This is a genomic window from Aneurinibacillus soli (assembly GCF_002355375.1).
Taxonomy (GTDB): domain Bacteria; phylum Bacillota; class Bacilli; order Aneurinibacillales; family Aneurinibacillaceae; genus Aneurinibacillus; species Aneurinibacillus soli.
This window is the reverse complement of the sequence record NZ_AP017312.1, coordinates 1,479,720-1,503,083: the sequence shown is the minus strand read 5'-3', so window position 1 is coordinate 1,503,083 and position 23,364 is coordinate 1,479,720. Positions and strand designations below refer to the sequence as shown.

Annotated in this window: 28 protein-coding genes; 12 read left to right on the top strand and 16 right to left on the bottom strand. The window is 47.7% G+C overall.

From position 1 onward, the window contains the following. Positions 1–13: 13 nt before the first annotated feature. The 4 genes from CB4_RS07610 to CB4_RS07595 all read right to left on the bottom strand — a co-directional run bounded on the left by CB4_RS07610 (position 14) and on the right by CB4_RS07595 (position 4,071). Positions 14–1,174, bottom strand: a complete 1,161-nt coding sequence (locus CB4_RS07610) for an HD-GYP domain-containing protein (RefSeq protein WP_096464626.1) — start codon at positions 1,172–1,174, stop codon at positions 14–16. Between the two features lie 118 nt (positions 1,175–1,292). After that, positions 1,293–1,613: a YlbG family protein gene (locus CB4_RS07605; protein WP_096464624.1), complete on the bottom strand. Its 321-nt coding sequence runs from the start codon at positions 1,611–1,613 to the stop codon at positions 1,293–1,295. 47 nt (positions 1,614–1,660) lie between these two features. Further along, positions 1,661–2,128 carry a YlbF/YmcA family competence regulator gene (locus tag CB4_RS07600; protein ID WP_096464622.1) on the bottom strand — a complete coding sequence of 156 codons (468 nt, stop codon included), beginning with the start codon at positions 2,126–2,128 and terminating at the stop codon, positions 1,661–1,663. Between the two features lie 68 nt (positions 2,129–2,196). Then, positions 2,197–4,071 (bottom strand): hypothetical protein, encoded by a 1,875-nt coding sequence (locus CB4_RS07595; protein ID WP_096464620.1) that lies wholly within the window; start codon positions 4,069–4,071, stop codon positions 2,197–2,199. A 152-nt stretch (positions 4,072–4,223) separates the two neighbouring features. Here CB4_RS07595 and CB4_RS07590 point away from each other — a divergent pair, with 152 nt between their 5' ends. The 3 genes from CB4_RS07590 to CB4_RS20880 are packed head-to-tail and all read left to right on the top strand — an operon-like array spanning position 4,224 to position 5,284. Then, the gene (locus tag CB4_RS07590; protein ID WP_096464618.1) at positions 4,224–4,712 is read left to right on the top strand and encodes a PaaI family thioesterase; all 489 of its coding nucleotides are present in this window, start codon (positions 4,224–4,226) and stop codon (positions 4,710–4,712) included. 50 nt (positions 4,713–4,762) lie between these two features. After that, a complete protein-coding gene (locus tag CB4_RS07585) occupies positions 4,763–5,107 on the top strand; it encodes a hypothetical protein (RefSeq protein WP_096464616.1) in 345 nt (114 codons plus the stop codon). A gap of 15 nt (positions 5,108–5,122) precedes the next feature. Beyond that, positions 5,123–5,284 carry a hypothetical protein gene (locus CB4_RS20880; RefSeq protein WP_157737855.1) on the top strand — a complete coding sequence of 54 codons (162 nt, stop codon included), beginning with the start codon at positions 5,123–5,125 and terminating at the stop codon, positions 5,282–5,284. A 57-nt stretch (positions 5,285–5,341) separates the two neighbouring features. Here the strand turns inward: CB4_RS20880 and CB4_RS07580 are convergent, their stop codons facing one another. Next, on the bottom strand, positions 5,342–5,731 hold the full coding sequence (locus tag CB4_RS07580) for an Asp23/Gls24 family envelope stress response protein (RefSeq protein ID WP_096464614.1): 390 nt from the start codon (positions 5,729–5,731) through the stop codon (positions 5,342–5,344). Positions 5,732–5,821: 90 nt separating this feature from the next. Beyond that, positions 5,822–6,145 (bottom strand): ArsR/SmtB family transcription factor, encoded by a 324-nt coding sequence (locus CB4_RS20875; protein ID WP_231956185.1) that lies wholly within the window; start codon positions 6,143–6,145, stop codon positions 5,822–5,824. Between the two features lie 58 nt (positions 6,146–6,203). Between CB4_RS20875 and sleB the strand changes: the two genes are divergently transcribed. The 4 genes from sleB (at position 6,204) to CB4_RS07555 (ending at position 10,445) form a co-directional block, all read left to right on the top strand. Continuing rightward, positions 6,204–6,992, top strand: coding sequence for a spore cortex-lytic enzyme (sleB, locus tag CB4_RS07570; RefSeq protein ID WP_096464610.1), 789 nt, complete (start codon positions 6,204–6,206; stop codon positions 6,990–6,992). A gap of 132 nt (positions 6,993–7,124) precedes the next feature. Then, positions 7,125–8,180, top strand: a complete 1,056-nt coding sequence (cax, locus tag CB4_RS07565) for a calcium/proton exchanger (RefSeq protein WP_096464608.1) — start codon at positions 7,125–7,127, stop codon at positions 8,178–8,180. Positions 8,181–8,205: 25 nt separating this feature from the next. Further along, the gene (locus CB4_RS07560; RefSeq protein ID WP_096464606.1) at positions 8,206–8,706 is read left to right on the top strand and encodes a hypothetical protein; all 501 of its coding nucleotides are present in this window, start codon (positions 8,206–8,208) and stop codon (positions 8,704–8,706) included. Between the two features lie 149 nt (positions 8,707–8,855). Then, positions 8,856–10,445 carry a long-chain-fatty-acid--CoA ligase gene (locus CB4_RS07555; RefSeq protein ID WP_096464604.1) on the top strand — a complete coding sequence of 530 codons (1,590 nt, stop codon included), beginning with the start codon at positions 8,856–8,858 and terminating at the stop codon, positions 10,443–10,445. 458 nt (positions 10,446–10,903) lie between these two features. On the opposite strand, the gene CB4_RS07550 is transcribed toward CB4_RS07555, so the two are convergent. Genes CB4_RS07550 through CB4_RS07540 form a run of 3 tightly spaced genes read right to left on the bottom strand, consistent with a single transcriptional unit; the run spans position 10,904 to position 13,405 of the window. Further along, positions 10,904–11,407: a hypothetical protein gene (locus CB4_RS07550; RefSeq protein WP_096464602.1), complete on the bottom strand. Its 504-nt coding sequence runs from the start codon at positions 11,405–11,407 to the stop codon at positions 10,904–10,906. An 11-nt stretch (positions 11,408–11,418) separates the two neighbouring features. Beyond that, the gene (locus CB4_RS07545) at positions 11,419–12,486 is read right to left on the bottom strand and encodes a M42 family metallopeptidase (protein ID WP_096464600.1); all 1,068 of its coding nucleotides are present in this window, start codon (positions 12,484–12,486) and stop codon (positions 11,419–11,421) included. 19 nt (positions 12,487–12,505) lie between these two features. Beyond that, positions 12,506–13,405, bottom strand: a complete 900-nt coding sequence (locus CB4_RS07540; protein WP_096464598.1) for an EamA family transporter — start codon at positions 13,403–13,405, stop codon at positions 12,506–12,508. A 139-nt stretch (positions 13,406–13,544) separates the two neighbouring features. Between CB4_RS07540 and CB4_RS07535 the strand changes: the two genes are divergently transcribed. Then, positions 13,545–13,742, top strand: coding sequence for a hypothetical protein (locus CB4_RS07535; RefSeq protein ID WP_096464596.1), 198 nt, complete (start codon positions 13,545–13,547; stop codon positions 13,740–13,742). A 69-nt stretch (positions 13,743–13,811) separates the two neighbouring features. Here CB4_RS07535 and CB4_RS07530 read toward each other — a convergent pair whose 3' ends face one another. From CB4_RS07530 to CB4_RS07520, 3 genes are all read right to left on the bottom strand, one after another. Beyond that, a complete protein-coding gene (locus tag CB4_RS07530) occupies positions 13,812–14,618 on the bottom strand; it encodes a carbon-nitrogen family hydrolase (protein WP_096464594.1) in 807 nt (268 codons plus the stop codon). Positions 14,619–14,696: 78 nt separating this feature from the next. Further along, the gene (locus CB4_RS07525) at positions 14,697–16,229 is read right to left on the bottom strand and encodes a fumarate hydratase (protein ID WP_096464592.1); all 1,533 of its coding nucleotides are present in this window, start codon (positions 16,227–16,229) and stop codon (positions 14,697–14,699) included. A gap of 78 nt (positions 16,230–16,307) precedes the next feature. Further along, positions 16,308–17,507: a rhomboid family intramembrane serine protease gene (locus tag CB4_RS07520; RefSeq protein ID WP_096464590.1), complete on the bottom strand. Its 1,200-nt coding sequence runs from the start codon at positions 17,505–17,507 to the stop codon at positions 16,308–16,310. Positions 17,508–17,581: 74 nt separating this feature from the next. Here CB4_RS07520 and CB4_RS07515 point away from each other — a divergent pair, with 74 nt between their 5' ends. Both CB4_RS07515 and CB4_RS07510 read left to right on the top strand, forming a co-directional pair. Further along, positions 17,582–18,259, top strand: a complete 678-nt coding sequence (locus CB4_RS07515; protein WP_157737851.1) for an ABC transporter ATP-binding protein — start codon at positions 17,582–17,584, stop codon at positions 18,257–18,259. Further along, positions 18,256–19,014, top strand: a complete 759-nt coding sequence (locus CB4_RS07510) for an ABC transporter permease (RefSeq protein WP_096464586.1) — start codon at positions 18,256–18,258, stop codon at positions 19,012–19,014. The genes CB4_RS07515 and CB4_RS07510 overlap by 4 nt, the downstream gene beginning before the upstream one ends. 39 nt (positions 19,015–19,053) lie before the next feature. Here CB4_RS07510 and CB4_RS07505 read toward each other — a convergent pair whose 3' ends face one another. Continuing rightward, positions 19,054–19,368 (bottom strand): hypothetical protein, encoded by a 315-nt coding sequence (locus tag CB4_RS07505; RefSeq protein WP_096464584.1) that lies wholly within the window; start codon positions 19,366–19,368, stop codon positions 19,054–19,056. Positions 19,369–19,496: 128 nt separating this feature from the next. On the opposite strand from CB4_RS07505, the gene CB4_RS07500 reads away from it, so the two are divergent. Beyond that, a complete protein-coding gene (locus CB4_RS07500; protein ID WP_373681331.1) occupies positions 19,497–19,985 on the top strand; it encodes an acyl-CoA thioesterase in 489 nt (162 codons plus the stop codon). 45 nt (positions 19,986–20,030) lie between these two features. Here CB4_RS07500 and CB4_RS07495 read toward each other — a convergent pair whose 3' ends face one another. The 3 genes from CB4_RS07495 to phaQ all read right to left on the bottom strand — a co-directional run bounded on the left by CB4_RS07495 (position 20,031) and on the right by phaQ (position 22,815). Next, positions 20,031–20,615 carry a class I SAM-dependent methyltransferase gene (locus CB4_RS07495; protein ID WP_096464582.1) on the bottom strand — a complete coding sequence of 195 codons (585 nt, stop codon included), beginning with the start codon at positions 20,613–20,615 and terminating at the stop codon, positions 20,031–20,033. 61 nt (positions 20,616–20,676) lie between these two features. Then, the gene (locus CB4_RS07490) at positions 20,677–22,350 is read right to left on the bottom strand and encodes a methyl-accepting chemotaxis protein (protein ID WP_231956184.1); all 1,674 of its coding nucleotides are present in this window, start codon (positions 22,348–22,350) and stop codon (positions 20,677–20,679) included. A gap of 54 nt (positions 22,351–22,404) precedes the next feature. Next, positions 22,405–22,815: a poly-beta-hydroxybutyrate-responsive repressor gene (gene phaQ, locus CB4_RS07485; RefSeq protein ID WP_096464580.1), complete on the bottom strand. Its 411-nt coding sequence runs from the start codon at positions 22,813–22,815 to the stop codon at positions 22,405–22,407. Positions 22,816–22,973: 158 nt separating this feature from the next. Between phaQ and CB4_RS07480 the strand changes: the two genes are divergently transcribed. Further along, positions 22,974–23,336: a DUF4349 domain-containing protein gene (locus CB4_RS07480; RefSeq protein WP_096464578.1), complete on the top strand. Its 363-nt coding sequence runs from the start codon at positions 22,974–22,976 to the stop codon at positions 23,334–23,336. Positions 23,337–23,364: the final 28 nt, after the last annotated feature.

The window sequence follows — 23,364 nt, the reverse complement described above, 5'->3', positions numbered from 1 at the left end:
ACAATTATGTTACTTATTTTACAACACATGACCTTTCAGATTTCGCAAAATGTTCACCTTCTGCTGTTTCCTCTAGCTGCTTAAAGCGCGGCCACTCTCCTCGTTCAAACAAGGCGAGCGCAGTAGCAGCAGCCCTCGGATGAAACTGCGTACCGATACAATTCCGGACTTCCGCCATGCCTTCCTCTACTGTCTTAGGCTTGTTATACGATCGTGTAGACGTCATCGCATCGAACGAATCCGCAACATTTACAATTGCCGCAAGAAAAGGAATATCTTCTCCAGCTAGTCCGCTTGGATAACCCGTTCCGTCATATTTCTCATGATGATACAGCACAATATCCCGCACACCACTCAATTTCTGAAGACCTGCCATAATACGCCCACCTTCCACGGAATGGCTTTTCAGTTCATTCCATTCATCAAGCGTAGGACGCCCTGTTTTATTAAGCAAACTGGACGGAATGTGGATTTTTCCAATATCATGTAACAACGCTCCATAACGCAGCGTAAACATATCTTCCTGATTAAGGGCAAGCTCATGACCAATCGCAAGCGCATACATTTGCACACGTGTTGAGTGTCCGAGTGTGTACGAATCTTTACTGCCAATCGCTTTGGCAAGACTTGTCACAAGCTGATCGAGCACAATTTCTTCATTCTCCTGCATCGATTGGAAGTGTGCAAGTAGCATATCTGCCAAAAGACCAAATACCGGCAGCATGCAAAGCTTGGGCCATATGTGCCATGTCGGAACGAAGCGACCTTCCATTATCTGATGATAAACTAAATCGTACCCAACCAAAATCACGAGTGCAAGCAGTGAGTACAGCAGACCGAACCGCCTTGAGCCGTACAGTCCTACCGATGCGATTCCCAGATAAATCAAGTATAAATACGGACTTTCATCAATCCCCCCCGTTACCGTCATATAGCCGAGTACAAACGCAAAATCCATGAAGCGAAGTTTGTTCTCATTCTCTTCTAAAAAAACACCTGTCTTCTTCCCTTTCCAACTGTACACAAACGCTGCAATAACCCAACCTATCAGAGTAAATCCCCAGAACACAATTCCATTAAATCCTGGATAATCCTTCACAAGAAAATATGATAGCGTAATCACAGTCAGCGAGACGAAGCGAAGTTTGCTTTTGATGTGGTTATGCACAAACATTTTCGTTTCTTCCCTTCCCTCTTTATACCTGTGTAATTATATCATTGGCATTATTAGCAAACAATGAATAAAAAAAGCAACCATGCACGGTCGCTTCTTTAAAATCATTCTCTTCTTTTTAAAGGCCAAGCTGCTGTTCACCGCGCGCAATCGACAAAATCTGGCTCTCTTCCATTTTGTAGTCGAATTCTTTCGCTTTATCCGGCTTGGCGTTGTCATACACCGTCTTGATCTCATGGCGGTGAGATCGTTCCACACGCGTGACGAAATCCAGGCGTGCGATGCGTTCCACTGTCTGCTCAAACGTATCGGCCGCTGTATACATAGACACATAATTCAGGCGACGCGACATGTAGTGGATATTGCCAAACTTGCGTAAGTTGCGGGCCGCTTTTAGGCTTTTCACGTATATGGCAAGCCCTACGCGTCTTTCTCTCATGCTTCGACTCTCCTTCTTCATACTAGCATTGGCCCGGTTCTGCCAGATCAGCGCGCTGAGCAGCCGCATCCTCCGCCCGTACCGCATCCTCCGCTACCACATCCTCCGCCTGCAAGCTCATACAACGGGTTGTTGCTCGGCACTTTAATCTGTTCAGATACGGCATCAGCAATAACCCGGCTTACTCTGTACAACAGTTCATCCAGGTCATTCTCAGCCTGCTTGAATGCGGCAATGCTCGGCACTTTATCAAGTTCTCGCTTTTTCTCACGGACACGACGAGTAACAGTATGATAATCGGGATGATAGGTCCCGAATCGTTCAACTTCTTCATGCGCTTCTTTCAGGCGATTAAAACTCTCGATCAGTACGGCAGCTTCCCTGTCAGTTTCCATCTCCTGACGCATCTCCTTGTAGCGCCGCATTTCCTGCGAGTGGGTCAGCTGTTCGCCAATTCCATAGGCACGTTCTAGTACATCATTCCAATCCAGCACCTTGATTGACTTGCTTGCCATTTCCTCACCTCGCCCATTATTGTATCATTTCGTCCCTGTTGTGCATAGCCTTTGCTGCGTAAGCCTGCTCAGGAGAATGGCAGCTTCCAGCTCACCCGGCCAACCTCTTGCAGCGGAATGATCATGCTGTCGCCTGTGACAGCAAAACGAACGCGATAGTTCCCATCTTCATTTCGAATTTCCGTTACACGGGCTTCTTCCCATTCGTTCTTTCCTGCTTCGAGCCGAAGCGGCACCCCGAGAGCCTGGGCTTTGGACAGCATGTTTCGAAGTGTAGACGCATGATACGTTTGCCAGTTTTTATACCAGATGGTTGGAATATCCCGCAGTTCTGGAAGGGAATCTTCTAGTGCCGGAAATACCGACTCTACCTTAAATCCCTCTTCTTGCGTCTTTTGTTCCACAAGCGGGCGTAATACCGCTTCCCCAGAACACTGGACAGGAATATCGTGCTTTTCCAGAGCAGCACGGACACTATTCCATCCTGCTTCATGAATGAGAAAGTCACATGTATTCAACCGCTCTCGCACAGCATGCGTAAGAGATCCCTCTCCTTCCAGCCAGTCTGCTACCGCCTCATCTGGACAGCGCAAAAAAAGAACATGGTCAAAAATTGCTGCCTGTCTGCCGCTCATCCAGCGCTCAAGCTGCGTCCATACAGACTCCGGGATGTCTCCTTGAATCCTCGTAAGAAGTACTCCCAAATCCGCACGTCCACGGGAGCGCATACCGTCCCGAACACTCTGCTGTGTAAGCCGGAACGTCCATACTTCCTGCTGATCCACAAGTTCTGCGTAGGCCCCCACCTCCCAGCGAACATCATACGGGGCAGACGGAAGCAGAAGCACATCCCTTGTCGGCTGCACATATCCGAGTCGCTCGTCCACCCTTTCTTCGACTTCGCACCTACTTGGTCTCCCACCGTTCCAGCTAAACCATACACGATTCTCACAGGTATGACAGAAACCGAAACCTAGCCCGGCGAGAAGCGGCAACACCTGGCCAATAAATCCAGCCCACGCCTTTTGATCCGGAATCGTGCCCGCTTCTGCAAGAAGACCTTGTTCCCGGTCATACAGAGCCTGCACATCTATTTCATCATCTATCGTAAGCCCTTCCAGCATACCCGGATATAGCGGATGCAGATGGCCCACAACATCCACAATTGCCTGCCATACGCGAGACTGCACATGGGATCGCCTGCCCGCAAACAAGCGGCACACCCTTTCATTTTCAACCTGATACACAGGTCCTGCTTCCGCTTCATACAGCCGGAGCGCTCCCGTATGAAGCAACAGAGCCAGTACAAATCCTTCCCGTGCCGTATAATCGGCATCCTGCGAATATACAGAGCCAATCAATTCTTCCTCATACGGAATCAGCGCCTGCAGGCGGCGTCTTATTTTCATCGGCAATATGCCTTTTTTCGTCAACATGATAGGCTCATGACGGTATGTATGTACAATTGCAAACAACACATCCCATAGCGCAGGTACAGGTTCAGATGAAATCCCTGTATGCGGTAGCCCAGTCTCTTTTTTTATTGTCCGAATGTGAGCTCGCCACACCGCCTGCAAATCGTCCGGCATTATATACGCCACTTCTCCCCATAATCGACGAAGTGTATACACAAGCCCTCGTCTTCTAAGCCCTGTTAAGCCACTATAAGCAGCAAGCGGCGATGTATCATGCGCATATTGCTCCATCTGCCGGTATGTAAGCATATCGTGACCGATATAGAACAGCATATACACAAGCATGTGTTTTTCCTCTTGTGTCATCGCCTGCCATGTCTGCTCCACTGTTGTAGTGGCAAGCAGATGCATAGCAACCTCATCTCTTTCTGGCCAGCCGTTCGCGCAAGCAAGTTGCGTGTATAGCCGATCATTAATTTGTTCAATAACACGAGCTACTGTATACACCTCTCTGGTTGTTTGAATCATGCTATTCACCACCCGAATACGAAACATAGTTGTAAGTAAGTATACACATTTCCTACGTGAAGACAAACTGTATACTCGGGTTACAAGAAAAGAGGTTTGCCACAAAAATCTTGTATACTATAAAGGAACACTACATAAGGACAGGTGAGAGTATGAGACATGACCAGGAAGCAATGCTTCAATTTGTAAAAGACACACTTGAGAGTGGATCAGAGGAAGACCAGCAGATCCTGTATCTCGCCCGCCAGGCTGTAGAATACATGCGGGAACGCAAAACAGCCTATATTTCCGGCTTCCTTGGACTGCAAGGAGAATATCTGGAGGATGGCACATACCGATTTGATGTTCCCATTACACCCTTTATGATGAATCGACTCGGTATCGTACACGGTGGCATGACGGCCACTCTCGCTGATAGCGTGATGGGATCAGCAGCAAGTCGGGCGACTGGTTATAAGGTCGTCACTACAGAGATGAACGTTCACTACCTCTCTCCTGGCACGGGAGAAAGATTAATCGCTACCGCTTCTGTACTGCGGCGAGGGCGTACTCGTTGTGTATGTGAATGCCGTATTCATAATGAGAAAGGCCGGCTTGTACTAGCCGGCACAGGCGCGTTCCAATTAATTGAGCCGCGATAATCGGCGCATCCTGCCCACTCCTGCATACTGTGTAAGAGGGAGGGGAGGAAATGGCAAAGCGTAAGAAGACCGGGACTACGAGAACAACCGGACAAACAGACAAGACACAAACAAACAGCACCCATTCTTCTCCGTTTGATCATCTCTTCTCCTCGAAACAGCTTGAAATTATTACGGCTGCTCTGCTCTTATCTGGAGAACTCGTCACTGATGCCATTGAGTTCGGGCGCGATGGAGGGATTGTGGTTTCACTAGTCGGAAAGCTGCAGAATCCCTGCCAGAAGAATCCTCAGGAAAATCGGGTCGGCGAACTCGCTCACTTTCTGCGTAATAATGGTACGATTACACTGGATGAAATTTTGGCTGCTCTTAAGCAGCGGATGCAGGAGCCGTAATCAGGAGGGAGATACATGGGAACTTCAAGCACAAGTGGAACTTCAGGCACAAGCGGAACTAGTGCACCAGATAATCCATTGGCTGTATCACTGTTACTCGGATTACTTGTCATTATCGGGTTATTCGGGGTAAAAAACCCAAAAGTTCCATCGACCATTACCGCTGCTCTTCCGTAAAAACGAAAAAGCGCAACGGCATGATAAATGCCCTGCGCTTTTCACATCATTCTGTGTTTATTTCACACGCTGCGCTGCTTCTGGCAGCTGTTCTTTTTCAGGTTTCGGGAATTCTACCCCTTCTACTTTCACATTTACTTCCACAACACGCAGGCCAGTCATGGACTCAACCGCGTCTCGTACGTTCTGCTGAAGTGTGCGACATGCCTCGTCGATCTTACTGCCATACGCTACGATTACGCGCAGATCAATCGCCGCTTCGAATTCTCCCACTTCTACGGAAACACCTTTTTGCACGTTTTTTCCGCTTACACGACGAGCCAATCCTTCGGTAATTCCACCTGACATACCTGCGATTCCTGCGGTTTCTGTTGCGGCAATCCCAGCAATCACTGCCACGACATCATCCGCAATACGTACCACTCCGTTTCCTTTTACATCAGCCATGGGAATTCCTCCTTTATATCTGATTAATTTTTATTGTATTCGTTCATCTGGGCGCTGGCAACTTGTTTCAGGCAATTGCCCCACTTTTTTCTACAGCCCCTCAAGCAAATGTGCCAATTCTCGCAGGCGTTCCCGCTGCACCCGGTAGCAGACGAATGTTCCCTGCTCTTCCGTTGTGACCAATCCGCTGTCTTTTAGAATTTTGAGATGATGAGACACTGTGGACTGCGCCACCCCGACAAGTGAAACCATATCCCCGCAGTATGACTCTCCTTGCTCTGCTAGCAAAGTAAAAATACGCAACCGTACCGGGTGGCCAAGCGCTTTGCAGATGGATATCATCTGTTCGTATTTATGTTCCATAATGAAGAGTTCTCCAATCATTTCCTTTGTTTCTTCTCTTTTATTATACACATGTTTTCGTATGCAGACGTGCAAAATATGGGTACTACCTTTTACAGGAGGGATTCCCATGAAGAAATACACGCGCCACAATCGTACCTGGCCTGTGGTACTAATTCTGGTCGTTGCCATGACGATGCCATGGCTTGCGCCATTGCCTGCGCATGGATTCAGCAAGGAGACAGTATACGTCGGATCAAGCGGCAAAGATGTTACTGAAATGCAGGGACGGCTCAAATTTCTTGGTTTTTATACCGGAGCAGTGGATGGTACCTTCTCGTGGCGCACGTATAACGGGCTACGCAACTTCCAGTATGAATTCGGCATGCCCATCGACGGAATACTCGGGCCGAAAACAAAACTGAAGCTGTGGGAAGCCACAAAAGACTGGCGACCAGGGATGGACTCCACAGGCACGCAACAAACAGCGCCTGCGAAAACCGATACAACCAAGTCCGAAGCAGCTTCCGCACCTACAAAGCTACCAAAAACAAACGTTAGCTTCTCTAAAAACGAACTAAACATTATGGCAAACGCCGTATACGGAGAATCACGTGGCGAGCCGTATATCGGTCAGGTAGCAGTGGCCGCCGTCATTCTCAACCGGGTGAAAAGCCCATCCTTTCCTCATTCACCTAGTGCTGTTATTTTTGAACCCGGAGCTTTTACGGCTGTAGCAGATGGTCAGATCTGGCTAACTCCGAATGAAACAGCGGTTAAAGCAGTGCAAGATGCCCTGAATGGCTGGGACCCAACTGGCGGTGCGCTGTACTATTTCAATCCAGACACCGCGACATCGAAGTGGATTTGGAGTCGACCACAGATTAAGAAGATCGGCAAGCATATTTTCTGCAACTAACTGTACACAGAAAGCGGATGCGTCTAGGCGACAATTCCGCTTTTTCTTCTTGTCCCCCGCCATGTTTTACTTTTAATTTCTAATAAAAAGGAGTATCTTCATGTAAGAAAAAGTACATAAAGAAAGTGAGGTATGAATTTGAAACAAAAACTGTTTTACAGTTTGGTCGTATTTTTCACAGCACTAAGCGCCTGGGCCCACTATTTTACTCATTCATCAGGCCTACAGTTCACAACCGCAGCCGCTGCAATCATCGTACTTGCCGCGTTGCTTGGGAAAGCAACGGAAAGCGTATCGCATTATGCAGGTGAGCGTGTCGGTGGTTTTTTAAATGCCACATTCGGCAATGCCGCTGAATTAATTATTGCAATTTTTCTCATTAAAGAAGGCTTGTTCGATATGGTGAAGGCAAGTATTACCGGCTCCATTATCGGCAACCTGCTGCTTGTACTCGGTTTAAGCGTCATAGCAGGCGGGATCAAGTTCAAACAACAGCGTTTTAACGCCCTGCTTGCCGGGCATAATTCTTCTCTGATGCTACTCGCTGTCATTTCTCTGTTTATCCCGGCCGTCTTTATGAGGCAATTGAACGTCCCGCATATCAATCAGCTTAGCCTCATGATCTCAGGGCTTTTGATTGTGTCGTATATTTTATGGCTCATCTTCTCCATGATTACGCATAAAGATGTTCTCTCTGATGAGAACGCCTCTGATGAAGAGGAGGGTGCGATATGGAGCAAAGGAGTCTCTGTCCTGATTCTGCTCGTTGCCACTGTATTTGTAGCGATCACAAGCGAATGGCTCGTACACAGCATTGAGGCAGTCGCCAAATCGCTTGGCTGGTCTGAAATCTTCGTCGGGGCGTTTGTCATTGCCATTGTCGGGAATGCAGCAGAACATAGCGCTGCGATTTTCCTGGCGATGAAAAATAAAATTGGCGCATCTGTCGAGATCGCCGTCGGAAGTAGCCTGCAGATCGCCCTGTTCGTAGCACCAACTCTTGTGTTTGTCAGCCTGTTCTTCGGCAATCAAATGGATCTCGTGTTCACTTCTTATGAACTGGCTGCTATCGGGGTTGCTACCTTCATCGCTTCTTCGATTGCACGCGATGGAAGTACAAACTGGTATGAAGGGATTTTACTTGTGGTGGTGTATATTATATTAGGAACTGCATTCTATTTCATCTGAAGTACGAGATCTGGAGGACATACGCATGGCAGACATTATACTAATCAACGGCAAAGTCACCTATAACATTACCCTTGACCCGAGCATCTGGGTTTTTGACGACCGAAAGTTTAAAATGGAAGACTTCTTCGCAGGTGCAGGTTCGGAAGAAGAAACAGATGACATGGAAGACGAAATTGCTCGAATGGGCCGCCTGTGGGATAAAGAACTTGAACACGGCTCGACACCAACCAAACAGAGCGAGAAACTGTTTGTAGAGAAGAAAAAAATCATCGGTGATTACGGCATACCGCTCGCTCCATTCCTGCGCAATGCTAAACCAGCAACCGATGCGATTGCGCTTATTTGCCGCACAGAAACCGGAGAAGAACACAGCTTGTCTCTTGCAGAAGCGGAACAGGCCATCCTCTGTTTCGCAATTGATGGCAAGCCAATTCGTGAAGATGGCCCTGTATACTTATATTACGGAGACGGTCGTAATATGGATAGTCCGATCCGTCAGATTATATCCCTGACTGTTGTGTAATAATGCTACATATTTTTGTATCGAAAATCCGCTTTTACGAAATGTAAGAGCGGATTGTTTCGTTTTTTCTGCCTAGTGTATTTTTTTCAGAAATTTTATGGTATTTTGATTAAGTAGGTTTTTCCAATTTTTTTAGGAGGAGAGAATATATGCACGTACCATTTTTGTTGCACGATTTCTTAAAAAGAGCTGTATACCATTATCCAGAGAAAACAGCCGTAATTGATGGCGAACGCCGCTTCACCTACACTGAAATCCAGAAGCGTGTAAACCGACTATCCAATGCAATGCGCGAACGCGGCATCCGCAAAGGGGACCGTATCGCTGTTTTATCACCGAACCGCCTGGAAATGTATGAAACGTTTTATGCTGCATTTCAGATCGGAGCGGTTGTTGTTCCATTTAATACTCGTCTCGTTCCGGCAGATTATGATTATATCGTAAACCATTCCGGTGCGGTGATGTTTATGGTAGATGCAGAACTGGCTCCTCTTATCGAACCGGTTCTTGAAAACCTTTCTAACGTTCAAACGTATGTGACACTTCCGGTTGACGGATTTGAAACCAATGCGGACTGGCTCTCTTATGATGCCATGATTGAGAGCGCTTCCGAAGCGGCCGTATATGAAGAGATGGAAGAAACCGATATGGCGACTATCCTGTATACAAGCGGTACAACAGGCCGTCCGAAAGGCGTTATCCAAACACACCGTAGCTTGTACAACAACGCCCTAAATACAATCATCCATCTACGTGCAGAAGATGATGATGTGCTACTGCACACGCTTCCGATGTTCCACGTAAATGGCTGGGGCACTCCATTCTCGTTTACCGGCATGGGCGCAACACATGTTATGCTGCGCAAGATTGATCCAGCACTTATTACCCGCCTGATCGTAGAGGAAGGCATAACGGTAGCTTGCATGGCTCCAACTGTGCTAAACATGATCTTTAATGATCCTTCGATCAGACAAGCAACGATCAAACAGCCGGTCCGTGTCGTACTTGCTGGCTCCGCTCCGCCTCCATCTTTCGTAAAAGCAGTGGAAAACGAGCTGGGCTGGACATTCGTTCAAGTATATGGCATGACAGAAGTCGCTCCATTCTTGACCGTATCCCACATCAAAAAAGCGATTCGCGATGAAAATGACATGGATCGCATTCACCGTCTCAAAGCAAAAGCGGGCATGAGTATGCTGATGATGGAAGTTCGTGTTGTAAATGAAGATGGAGAAGATATTGAGCCGAATGGCGAAGAAGTAGGGGAAGTTATTTGTCGCTCTAATTCCGTTATGGACGGCTACTGGCTGCAACCAGAAGAAACAGCACGCGCTATCGTCAATGGCTGGTATCATACCGGAGATATGGCAACGCTTGATGAGAACGGCTATATCGACATTGTAGACCGCAAAAAAGACATTATTATTAGCGGTGGCGAAAACATCTCTTCTATTGAAATAGAGGGTACTTTGTACGAGCATCCGGCTGTTCTTGAAGCGGCGATCATCGCCATTCCGCATGAGAAGTGGGGCGAAGTGCCGCATGCAGTATGCGTATTGCGTGGGGGACAAACTGCTACGGAGCAAGACATTATTTCTTTCTGCCGTGAGCGTATGGCTCACTTCAAATGCCCGAAATCCGTTCAGTTCGTTGCGGAACTTCCGAAGACAGCATCCGGAAAAATACAAAAAGTTGTACTGCGCGAACCATTCTGGGAGAACGGTCGCCGCATAAACTAGTAGACCCATCGTATACAAAAAGAGCTGCCCCAGGTCATTGGGCAGCTCTTTCTCTTATTTATAAAGAAACCTTAATAATTCCGGTAATTGCAACAAGTGTTCCGATAAACAAAGCGGCGGATACGCATGCACCTAACACTCGACGTATCTGCTGGTCCATTTCTTTTCCTCCTATTCTTAATGCTATTACTCCTTCTTCCTACCATTTCCTACGAATGGAGCCTTATAAAAGTTTCACATTTTATGTTAGAAGTTTACCCTTTTCTTTACGTTTCCAAACAAATGATGATTAATCTCCGAAAAATAAAAAAAACCCCGCTAAGCGGGGCAAAGAGAAACAACAACTCTCAACCTATTGAATAAGTTGTCATAAAAAGAATAATATAAAACACACCAAAGGACAATAGAAATTTTAGGATAAAGCGCGATTTTCAAACAAAAACCGACAAAAAATGTGGCTAATTACCCAAAATTTTGTATGGAACGTTCCTTTGCGCAAGTAAGCTTACAAAAACATCTTCTTGTTCCGCCGTAAGCAGGCAGGCAAGTGTTTGTGCGAAATAAAGATGTACTTTCTCCACTCCATTTTCACTTAGCTGGATGCGGTATACTTCATCAAGTTCGCGCATATGGCGAAGATACTCCAGACGTTTTGCTTCTGCCGTCACAACAAATGTTCGGCTCAACAGAACGTCTCCCTGCCAATTCTCAACTTTGTCCGCTTCCTGTGCCCCCATGAGCGTCAACATCTGTACCGCTCGTTCTACCCCCATCAGCTTCGCTGTCGCAGTATCGCTGTACTCCATCTCGATCTGGTCAATCTCACCCTCTACTGCCTCGATCATGCAGCGAAACAGATTACGTAGCACCAGATTATTGGGCGACAGAGCGTGTTCATCGAATACATACACATACCGTGCTGTTCCTTGCTCCTGCAACCGGTGCAAATATAAATACTGCATGCCACATCCTCCTACCGCTCTTTGATGCGCGTGAGCGTTGGCCCATCTATTCGCGTAAGCAATGCCAGCAACAACTTTTTCGCAGCTTCATAATCATCGCGGTGAATGATGGCGGCATGACTGTGAATGTAGCGTGCCGGAATCCCTATAACAGCAGACGGCACACCATTTCCGGTCAAATGTACCTTACCTGCATCCGTTCCACCTGGCGACACAAAGAACTGATATGGAATGCCCAGCTCTTCAGCCGTATCGATCATAAAATCACGCAGTCCCGGCAACGTCACCATTGTCCGGTCCATAATCCGCATCAGCAGACCATCCCCTAGCTTACCCATCCCGTCTGTCACGCCTGGAATGTCTCCAGCTGGGCTTGCATCCAACGCCAGGAACAGATCAGGCTTAATCATGTTCGCCGCTGTTCCTGCGCCGCGCAGGCCAACTTCTTCTTGTACGGTTGCCCCGCCATAAATCACATTCGGGTGCGTCTTAGCCTGCATCTCCTGCATCATCTCAATGGCCAGCGCGCACCCGTAGCGGTTATCCCACGCCTTGGCCATAAGCTTCTTCGGATTGCCCATTACGGTGAACGGGCAGATCGGCAGTACCGGCTGTCCCGGACGAATGCCTATCCGTTCGGCATCTTCCTTATCATCAGCTCCGATATCAATAAACATGTTTTTTATATCCATCGGCTTGTTCTTCACACTGTCTGGAAGCACATGCGGCGGAATGGAGCTAATCACCCCATACACCGGGCCATTTGCCGTCATGATCTGCACGCGCTGGGCAAGCAGCACCTGACTCCACCATCCTCCAAGCGGCTGGAACTGCAAAAACCCTTTGTCTGTAATCCGGGTCACCATAAAAGCCACTTCATCCATATGCCCTGCTACCATAATCGTTGGCCCATTCTCATCGCCACGCAACACACCAAAAATACTGCCAAGATTATCATATACGATCTCATCGGTCGTATCGCTTATGTATTCCTTCATAATCGCCCGGATGTCTCCTTCAAATCCCGGAGCGCCACACCCTTCAGTCAGACGTTTAAACAAAGTAAGTTGCTGATCCATTTTTTCTCCTCCTCATGTATTAAGATGCAGTCCTACTCGTTTCCTTTGTCCGGCGTACTGCCAGCCATTCGGGTACAATAATACCTGCAAGAATCACAATGACGCCAATCCATTGCAGCCCACCGACATGCTCACCTAGCACGAAGCGAGACATCAGGACCGCTGTTGGTAGCTCAGCAGCCCCCAGAATAGAAGCAAGACCACTTCCGATGCGCGGAACTCCGATTGCAAAAAACAGGGGCGGAATAATAGCGCCGAACAACGCCAGCAGAATGCCCCAGCGCCACAATCCATCTGCAAGCGCCCCGTTCACAAGAAAATGTGGCGGTGAGATCGCAAATGTAATCGCTACCGAACCAATGAGCATAATAGCAGCTCGCCAATATGGATTTACCTCCGGGGCGGCTTTTCCACTCGCAATAATAAACAGGGCATACATCACAGCAGACAACAGCCCAAGCACCGTACCTGCAAGTGATAACTTCTGAAGTCCTTCCTCTACAATACCACTGGCGAGAACTGTCCCACCAAACAGAAATACAAGGGCAACTAGGCGCGATACGCCAAGTTTACGCTTCTCTATTATCAGTTCGATGAGCACACCCATCCATGTAAACTGAAATAACAAGATAATGGCCAGAGAAGCTGGAATGTATTGAAGCGCCCGGTAGTAAAACAATCCTGTTAGTCCACTTGTTGTTCCGGCAACAACAAGCAGCCCCCACTGCTTTGCACTCAGCTGGAATTTACCGACTGTAAGTGCAATTCCCCACATTATTAGCATTCCCAGAAACATTTGGCTGCCGCTCACATCTCCAGGTCCAAATCCTTCTGCATATGCAAATTTAACAAATGTCGAGAGTACTCCATAACTGCAAGAAGCGGCAAATACAAGCAGTACGGAACGAAAATATGACATATTCTGCTTCCTTCCTCTGCGGTTTCTCCTTCTTATTGTACTATACTTTCCTGACATACTTGCACACCCATTGCGGGTAAACACTCCCAACATAGCACACTCCATCGCCGGGCATGCTGTTAACAGGAGGTGTTTCCCAATGAAAAAAGGCATCGTACCTGTAGCACTCGGCACTGCGGTTACCGCAGCCGGTTTAAGTATGTTAAACCGTCGTCAAAAAGACATACGTTCTGACAATCCATACGCCTGGGGCGTGACAGGCTTTGGCCTGGCACATGTTGTCCTCGGCGCGATTGATCTTATGTCCGATAACTATGATGACGACGACTTCTGCTGAGTGAACGAATAAAGGCGAGCTGCGGGAGAAAAACACAATTGTGTTTCCTCTACCACTCTCGCCTTTTCTTTATCGGTTCAGGTCGTATAAATCGGTGCGTCGGTCTGCAAAAATCGGAATGCGACTGCGTACGTCTGCCACAAGCGCACGATCAATCGTACCTGTAATGATTTCCTCCGCTTCTCCTGCTTCCGCTACAATTTCTCCCCACGGGTCAATAATGAGGGAATGACCGCAGAAGGTATTCTTCGGATCGCTTCCCGCCCGGTTGCACGCCACGACATACATCTGGTTCTCAATCGCACGCGCAATGAGCAGCTGGCGCCAGTGTGTAAGGCGTGGATGCGGCCACTCAGCGCTGACGAACAGCACTTCCGCACCTGCGAGTGCGCCGCTGCGGATGCTCTCGGGGAAGCGAATATCGTAGCAGATCTGCACAAGCGCAGGCATCTCGCCGATCATGCAACCGGCAAGTGATTGACCAGGCGCGAGGAATTTTTCCTCGTCCATCAGGCGGAATAGATGTGCCTTCCGATATTCGTGAATCACTTGGCCATCCGGGGCGAATACGAAAGTTGTATTGTAAATACCTGCTGCTGTTTTCTCTGCGATTGAACCTGCGATGATATGCAAATTATATTTGCAAGCCAGCTCTCCCATCAGCGCTTTTGTGCTCTGTCCTTCCTCGTCCGCAATCTCGTCTAAGCGAGTCAGGTCGTAGCCTGTGTTCCACAGTTCCGGAAACAGTACGATATCCGGCTTTGTCTCCTGCTCGGCAAGTTTTGCAAAACTTCCCCGGATTTTTGCCTCGTTTTGTTCCGGCTGCCCGAATGCAATGTCAATCTGGCAGATGGCAATGTTCAATGTACTCATCATACTCCTCCTTATCCTGCTATTCATATATTTAGAAAAACGCCCCGGCTACTGCCGGAGCGTACACATATTGCTTATTGATTAGCTGAATACTACTTCTGCATGCTGGGACAGCTTCTCAAGAGAAGATTTCTCTACGTCCGCATGAAGACTGTTGCCGTGTGAGTCCATCGTTACGATTGCGGCAAAGCCTTCAACTTGCAGGTGCCACATCGCTTCCGGAAGGCCGAATTCCATGTAGTCGACGCCTTCTACTTTTTTCACGCAATCTGCGTAGTACTGTGCCGCACCACCGATCGCATTCAAGTATACGCCGCCATGCTCTTGCAAGCCTTTGAGCGTTTTTGGTCCCATGCCGCCTTTACCGATTACAACACGGATGCCGAATTTCTTCATGATATCGGCCTGGTACGGTTCCTCGCGAATACTTGTTGTCGGACCTGCTGCTTTTACGTGCCATTCGCCGCTGTCATCTTTGAGCATAACCGGACCACAGTGGTAAATAACGCCACCGTTCAGATCGATTGGACAGTCATGGTCCATCATGTATTTATGGAATGCGTCACGGCCTGTGTGCATGAGGCCGTTGATGATTACGACATCACCCACTTTAAGGCTGCGAATCTGTTCTTCTGAGATTGGATATTGAAGCACAACTTCACGACGTTTTTCCTGCTGCTCTGGCTGTTGTACGCCTGCATGAAGGTCAACCGCTTCTCCATCTTTGTAAAGCCAGCCTTTAATTTCGCCTGTTTGCGCATCAATAAGTGCACCCTGACGACGGAAAGCCCAGCAGTTATACGCTACCGAAACATAGAAGCTTGCTGGCAGACGGTTCATCGAGCCGATTTTACAGCCGAGAAGCGTTGTTTCCCCACCGAAGCCCATCGTTCCAATGCCGAGTTCGTTTGCTTTTTCCATGATGTATGCTTCCATTTTCGCCAGATCCGGATTTGAATTCACATCGTTCACTTTGCGGAACAGTTGTTCTTTTGCAAGTGCATAGCCGCTTGTGCGATCACCGCCGATACCCACGCCGATGAAGCCCGCGCTACAGCCTTGTCCCTGTGCCTGGTATACGCTGTGCAGAATGCACTTGCGAATGCCATCGAGGTCGCGGCCTGCTTTTCCGAGTCCTTCGATTTCTGCCGGTAGACTGTACTGGATGTTCTTGTTCTCACAGCCGCCACCTTTGAGAATCAGCTTCACTTCGATATCATCTTTTTCCCACTGGTCGAAGTGAATTACCGGAGTTCCTGGTCCAAGGTTCGTTCCGCTGTTTTCTCCTGTAAGTGAATCAACAGAGTTCGAACGCAGTTTGCCGTTTTTAGTGGCCAGCTCGATCGCTTCACGAATCGCTTTTTTCATTTCAATCTGGTTCGCGCCAACCGGAGTATGCACTTCAAATGTCGGCATGCCGGTATCCTGACAGATTGGTGATACGTTCGTTTCGGCCATTTCGATGTTTTGTGCGATCGTTGCCAGTGACAGCGCAGAGCGTGTGCCTACACTTTCGTTCTGACGTGCTTTTACAACCGCGCGGCGCACATCTGGTGGCAAGTTTGTCGATGTTTCGACAATTAACTTATACACGCTATCTTTGAATTGTTCCATGACTCCTATCCCCTTTTTGTGAAGAATTACTCCTAGTCACTCTTCATTATATCGGACATGTTCGCTAGGGAAAAGACTTTACCGGAAAAGCGCAGCATCTAGCGGTGCTCCTCCCGATGTCATACCTAGCCACAGAAAGAGTACAAGAACTGTAAGAGCCGCGATTCGGACACCTATCTGGGCACGGCGTCCTGGCATCCCAACTGTCGCCGCTGCCAGAAATCCCCCACACAATCCGCCAAGATGTGCGTAATTGTCAATTAAGCCGGGAGAAAGAAGACCAATCGCTAAATTAATGCCCAACAAAACCAAAACATTACTGCCAAACACCCGCTTATACATCGTTCTATCCTGCATACCAAAATACAAAAGCGCACCAAACAATCCGAAGAGCGCACCGGATGCACCTGCCGACATATGCGTGGAAAATACGAAGCTCGCGACTACTCCGCTAATACCGGCCAGCATAAAAATAACGAAAAAACGTCCGGACCCATACAATCGCTCCGTCATGGCCCCCAGTGAATACAAGGCCACTCCATTAAAGAGTATGTGCATAAATCCAATATGCAGAAAAATCGGCGTCACAAACCGCCACCATTCACCAGCAAGGATGAGCGGATTGTATTTGGCACCAAAAGCCACCAGCACCTGTTCATTCTGACTCCCACCAAGCGCTTCCATCGCCAGAAAGATGACAATAATAACAGCAAGAATCGCATACGTCACACGCGGCTTACCATACGAAAACACCTGCTGTAGCTCCTGTTTGCGCCGCTGCTCCCACTGCTGAATCGTTCGTACCCAGTATTCTGTGCTGTGTGCGTCTGTCTGTACAGGCTCATGGTCAAATGCTGCGAGATCAACCAGCTTCTCCAATACAGGAGCATACTCACCGAGCCATTTGTGCACAGGCGGCACATAGCCTGCCGTTGTAAGTACGATACTAAACTCATCAATCGTACCACCTGCAAATGCCTCCTGTAGCTCATCTGTCACTGGTTGCATGATAAGATAGATAATAACCCCTTCAACTGACTGCGCCCCTGTCTGACGCCGCAAACCATCAAGACGGGCTGCAATCTCTTTTCGATCATAATCCGCCATCCCACTCCATACGAAGTCACATATGCGCAACTGCACATATTGATACGTCCGTCCACGCAGGCGCCCCAAGTGAAATACATCTTTTTCCGTCCCGATCAGCATATAGTCCTGTTCCGCAACTAACCTGTACGCTGTCTTTCCTATATAATCATGCAAGATGGCTATCTTCATATGTCACTTCCTTTCTCAAATACTTTACTCCTATTATAATAGATAGCAGTCTACTTTTCGAAGGAGGTTACACTTTGTCCGTAATTGAGCCTGTACTTGAACTACATAACCTTTCCAAATCGTATGAACTCGATAACCGCTCCATTACTCCGCTGTATAACGTAACCGCTTCTATTCCAGGTGGAGCATTCATTGCGATAACCGGTCCGTCCGGCACCGGCAAGAGTACACTGTTGCGCCTGCTTACCCGGCTAGAAGATCCAGACTCCGGACATGTTGTATATCGAGGGCGGCCCCTTACTGAATGGGAACCAACGGAATTGCGCCGTCGTCTTCATTATGTATTCCAAAATCCAGTTCTGTTCCCAGGCACTGTGGCAGACAATATCACGTATCCTGCACGTCTAACAGACCAAACACTTGCTGATGACACCATTCACGATCTGCTTACCCGGGTTGCCCTTCCTCCCTCTTATGCGAACCGCACAGTAGAAGACCTGTCAGGCGGGGAGAAACAACGAGTGAACCTGGCCCGCTCCCTGTCACTATGCCCGAATGTCCTGCTGCTTGATGAGCCCACTTCCGCTCTTGATGAGGAAAGCACAGCACACATTGAAGCCGAGGTTACGGCGTACTGCCAGCAAGGGAATACCATTATATGGATCACTCATTCAACAGAACAGGCTAAGCGAATAGCAGACCGCATCTGGCAGATTGAGAACGGCCAGCTAACAGAGGTGGTCCTTCGATGAGCACCTGGGCTACAGCCGCATCTGTTAGTTTTGTCTTCCTTGCGATGGCTCTCTCTGCCTGGAAGCAGCTTGGACTGGAGCGTGACCTGCTTATTGGCATGATTCGCGCCGCCATCCAGCTAATTACGGTCGGATATGTACTATCGTTTGTTTTTGCAAGTAATCATTGGCTGTTCATCGTCCTGATGATTCTTACTATGATACTTGTCGCTACGCGCAATGCCGCCTCACGCGGACAGGGAATTCCTCACGTGTCTGCCTACATCGGCCTGACGATTACAACGGTAACCGTGATTACGATGGGACTTATGCTCATCCTACATACGATTGAACCAAAGCCACAAGCACTCATTCCGATCAGCGGCATGGTGATCGGGAGCTGCATGACGACCTGCTCTCTGCTGTTAAACCAGATGCAGCAGCGCGTGCAGTCTATGCGAGAACAAATTGTCGTCGCCCTCTCACTTGGAGCAACAGCCCGTCAGGCTGGTGTAACCCTGCTGCGGGAAGCAGTGCGAGCAGGCATGATTCCAACAGTCGATGTGCTGAAAACGGTCGGTCTTGTCCAACTCCCGGGTATGATGACCGGCTTGATTCTTGCTGGAGCAAGCCCTATTGAAGCGGTGCGCTATCAGCTTTTGATTTTATTCTCGCTGGCCTCTTCCGCTGCTCTGACCAGCATGATGCTTGGCTACCTGATTTACCCTACACTGTTTACATCGGCTCACCAATTCAAGGGATGGCCCAAAAAATGAGTGCAGATCGCTAATCATCCGCACTCATTTTTATTGTAGTTATTCATCCTCGCGATACATGCCATATGGCTGCTGATAGCCCGGCGCAGACATGGTCGGATACCCACCCTGCATCGGTCCCATCGGCGGATACGGTAACGTGGAATAGACGCCTTTGCTGTAATAATATTCATACATTTTTTTGTGGTAGCAATAACGTTTATAATACCTCTTATACAGCTTTTTATGGTGATAATGTTTGTGGCACTTGTGCTGATAATACTTCATTCTCTCCACATGGTACGTGTACTTCTCCACTTCTACTTCTGTCACCGTACCGCTTCCGGCTGCTGCCGGATAATGATAGTAATCCACGTGTGCTTCCTCCATTCGTTATACTGGGTATATATCTGCTACACTATATTCATACCCGGTACAAGAAGCCACGACGCTTGCCTATAAAGCTGATAATTTAGGCGAATATCTTAGAAGAAGGTGATCCTTTGCAAGGCAAAAAAACAAGTGAATCCCGCACCGTAATGGCCGATATTGTCCTGCCACCTGATACAAACTACCATGGCACGATCTTCGGGGGAAATGTAATGGCCTACATTGATAAAGTAGCAAGCATTACTGCTATGCGGCACTGCCGCCGTCAGGTTGTTACTGCATCAAGCGACAGTCTGGATTTCCTGTCTCCGATCCATACCGGAGAAGCGATTCTGCTTGAAGGTTATGTGTCATGGACACATAATACATCAATGGAGATTTATGTGAAGGTAGAAGCAGAGAACTTGCTGACCGGTGAGCGACGTCTTACATCACAGGCGTATCTGACTTTTGTCGCGCTCGACGACAACGGAAAACCCGCAAATGTCCCTCCTATACTCCCGGAAACAGAAGAGGAGCGCTGGAATTATAAAACAGCCGCAGGCCGCTTTGAAATCCGTAATCGGAGACGTTCGATAGCAAAAGAGAGACGCAAGCAGTGATTAAAAAACAGCCACAGAATATGTGGCTGTTTTCTATATGTACTACTATTGTTTGACGGCATACAAGCTGAAGAATGTATCATCTTCATCTTTCGTATTCATCCGATCGAAAATGCGGAAGCCATGTGAGCGAAGAATGCTCTGAATTTCTTCCTCACCGTACAGCTGATTAAAAATCCCATCTGAAACACAGGAACCTTCCCCGATACGATACGATGAAAAAAACACACCGCCCGGCTTCAGTACCCGATATACTTCATCTGCTGCTTTATGAAAATCTTCTTTTGTTAAATAGATAAGCGACGCATTCGCCCACACACCATCATACAGGTCATCATCAGTCGGGATATGGCGGAAATCGCCCTGCATAAACTCAACACCCCGTACATGTTGCTTCGCCTCTGCAAGCATTACTTCACTAATATCCAGTCCCTGCACCTGCAAATTGTACCGCTTCAAGCGCAGCGCATCATGCCCGACTCCACATCCAAGGTCCAGCACACAATTGCCACCAAGTAGCATCTGAAAACTGGAAATAAATTGTACCGTTAATTCCCGATGGCTCCACTTTACCCCGGACTGGTGTGCCAGTTTATCAAAAGAAGCACGATTCCGGTCTACGTAATCCATTTGTGTTCACCTCCCGCTCCTGTTTCTTATTCTAGCGAATCAAGAGGCAGAATTCTATACGTTACGAAATTTTAAACCGGCTTACATGTTCTTGCAGTTGTTCAGCCATTCGTGCTAGCATCTCGGATGCAGCATTGATCTCTTCCATCGTGGCCGTCTGCTCTTCAGAGGCCGCCGCTACTTCCTGTGTATCAGCCGCAGCAATCGAAGCCAGGCGGGAGATCTCATCCCCTTGCTTTACAATTCGGCCTGTATGGTCTGAAATGGTCTCCGATGAAGCCGTAACAAGCTTAATCTGCTTATTCAAATCTTCAATGGCTTTCATAATGTGTACAAATGCTGTCCCCGCTCCTTCTACTACCCCCCGGCCTTCTGACACAACCTGGCTACTTTCTCCCATCGAATGAACCGCTGTTCCAATCTTATTGTGAATATTAGAAATTAATGTTGCAATCTCTGCTGCGGAACGGCCTGACTGTTCAGCCAGTTTGCGGATCTCCTGCGCAACGACCGCAAAACTTTTTCCTTGCTCACCAGCGCGTGCTGCTTCAATCGCCGCATTTAGCGCCAGCAGATTCGTCTGTTCACTGATCTGATGAATGGTGCTAATAATGCCCATAATCGCTTCCGAACTCTCACCCAGTTCACGAATTTGCTTCTCCGTATCGTTCACTTTATGTGAAATCTCATTCATTTCCCATACGACTTTCTTAAGAGAATCTTCTCCTTCGTGCGCGTATTTCGTCACCACCGATGAATCATTGCGCACGGTATGAATTTTGTTGGCAATATCCTGAATGTTTGCATTCATCTCATGCAGAGCCTTCGTGGTGCGTTCCACGCTATCCATCTGTCCTTCTGAACCCGACGCGATCTCCTGAGAAGCTTCCGAGATCTGCTCAGACGCACGCGTGCTTTCGTTTGCACTCGCTGTCAGTTCCTGTGAAGAAGCAGCTACTTGCTCCGCTACCTCATGAACCTGGCGAAGCATACTACGAAACTGAGCAACCATCTCATTAAACATATGCGTCAGCTGCCCAACTTCATCTTGTGAGCCCGGTTTCACCTGTACGGTCACATCCCCGGCTTCTACCTTCCGCATCGCTGCCACTAGATCTTTCATCGGCTTCGTCAGAGTAGTAACAATCAGGTACCCGACTATAATTGCTAGAAGGGCTGCACCAAAGCTAATCACAAACATCTCGGTCCGAATTGAATAAAGCGGTTTCATCATATCTTTCATGTAACTGCCAATGACGATTTCCCAGCCATTGGATAACTGAACAAATGAGGCTACTTTCTCTTCACCCTTCCACGGATATGTAATATATCCAGTCTTCGCAGCAAGAATTTGCTGGGTGAATGATTCCTTGGCGATGCTTGTACCGATCATTGCTGAGTCTGGATGGTACAAAACCCCACCTTTGCTATCTATAACGTACGCATAACCAGTCAGACCGTTTTTCTCATAGTAATTCTTCTGCACGTCATCAACAATCTGCTTGATTTTATCAGAGGAAACCTCACCACTAGTCTGATTCGGGAGGGCTGTCTCAATATCTCTTGCTTTAAGGGCCGTCATGTATTTCAGGTCCTGCACTGTCATGTTATACACGCTGTTATAGGCAGACGTATAACTTAAATACCCGGCCGCCATAAGTGGTATAAGCGTGATCAGTAGCATCGTCCCGGTCAGCTTTACTTTAATCGAAACATCATTTAATTTACGAAACAATCATATCCCTCCATATTCTTGAAGCATACCATACATAGTAATTATTTCTCTTTTCTATAATGTTTTTCCTTCTTTTGCTTGATGTTTTTCTGACGGGAATAACAATCGTTCATACATAGAAAAGAAACGATCCAGTGTATACTGATACCGTTCTAGTGCTTCCGACCACATATCCAGATACTCTGTGCCCGCTTCTGTAAGAGAATACATTCGTCTTGGCGGTCCCCCGCTTGATACTTCCCAGCGCGATTCCACAAGTCTATCATTCTCAAGCTGGCGCAAAATTCGGTATACATGTCCGTGATCGAGAGCAGAGAAGCCAAATTTAACTAAGTCCTGAATGATTTGATATCCGTGCGCATTCACATTGCGAAGCAAAAGAAGCACACATGGAATAAGGAGCGTTTTCGGATTACCACCGGCGCTCACACGCTCCCGGGTACTTTCGCATTTTCCATTATCCATTCCTACTCCCCCTTGTTTGTGTCATTCATTCCACTATATTGCATGATTATGTAAAACATTACAGCATAATTTTTAGTTTTTTCACAATTTTTGTTTGTATATTTTTACTACTCCACGTAATATAAAGATTGAGGGATTAAAAAACAGGAGGGATTCACTTGGCATCTGATCAAACGTTCGATCCGGTTCAAATGTGGAAAAGCTGGTATGATCTCGTCGAAAAAACATGGGGAAAAACAATGGACGACTTCGTTAAAACAAATGAATACTCCTCGATGGTTGGCGAGTACCAGAAGTGGTTCTTCTATTCCCAGGATCAATACAAGAAAATGATTGACCAGGTTTTACATGAAAACAATCTGCCGAATAAAGAAGAGATTGCTCGTGTTGCCCAGCTTGTCATCCAGCTTGAAGAAAAAGTAGAGAAACTTGATGAACGGGTCGATGATGAAATTCTTGCTAAGCTTGATGAACTTAAAGGTCTACTTGATAAACCGAAACCCGCAGCACAAAAAAAATGACGGCCAATTGGCCGTCATTTTTCTGTGC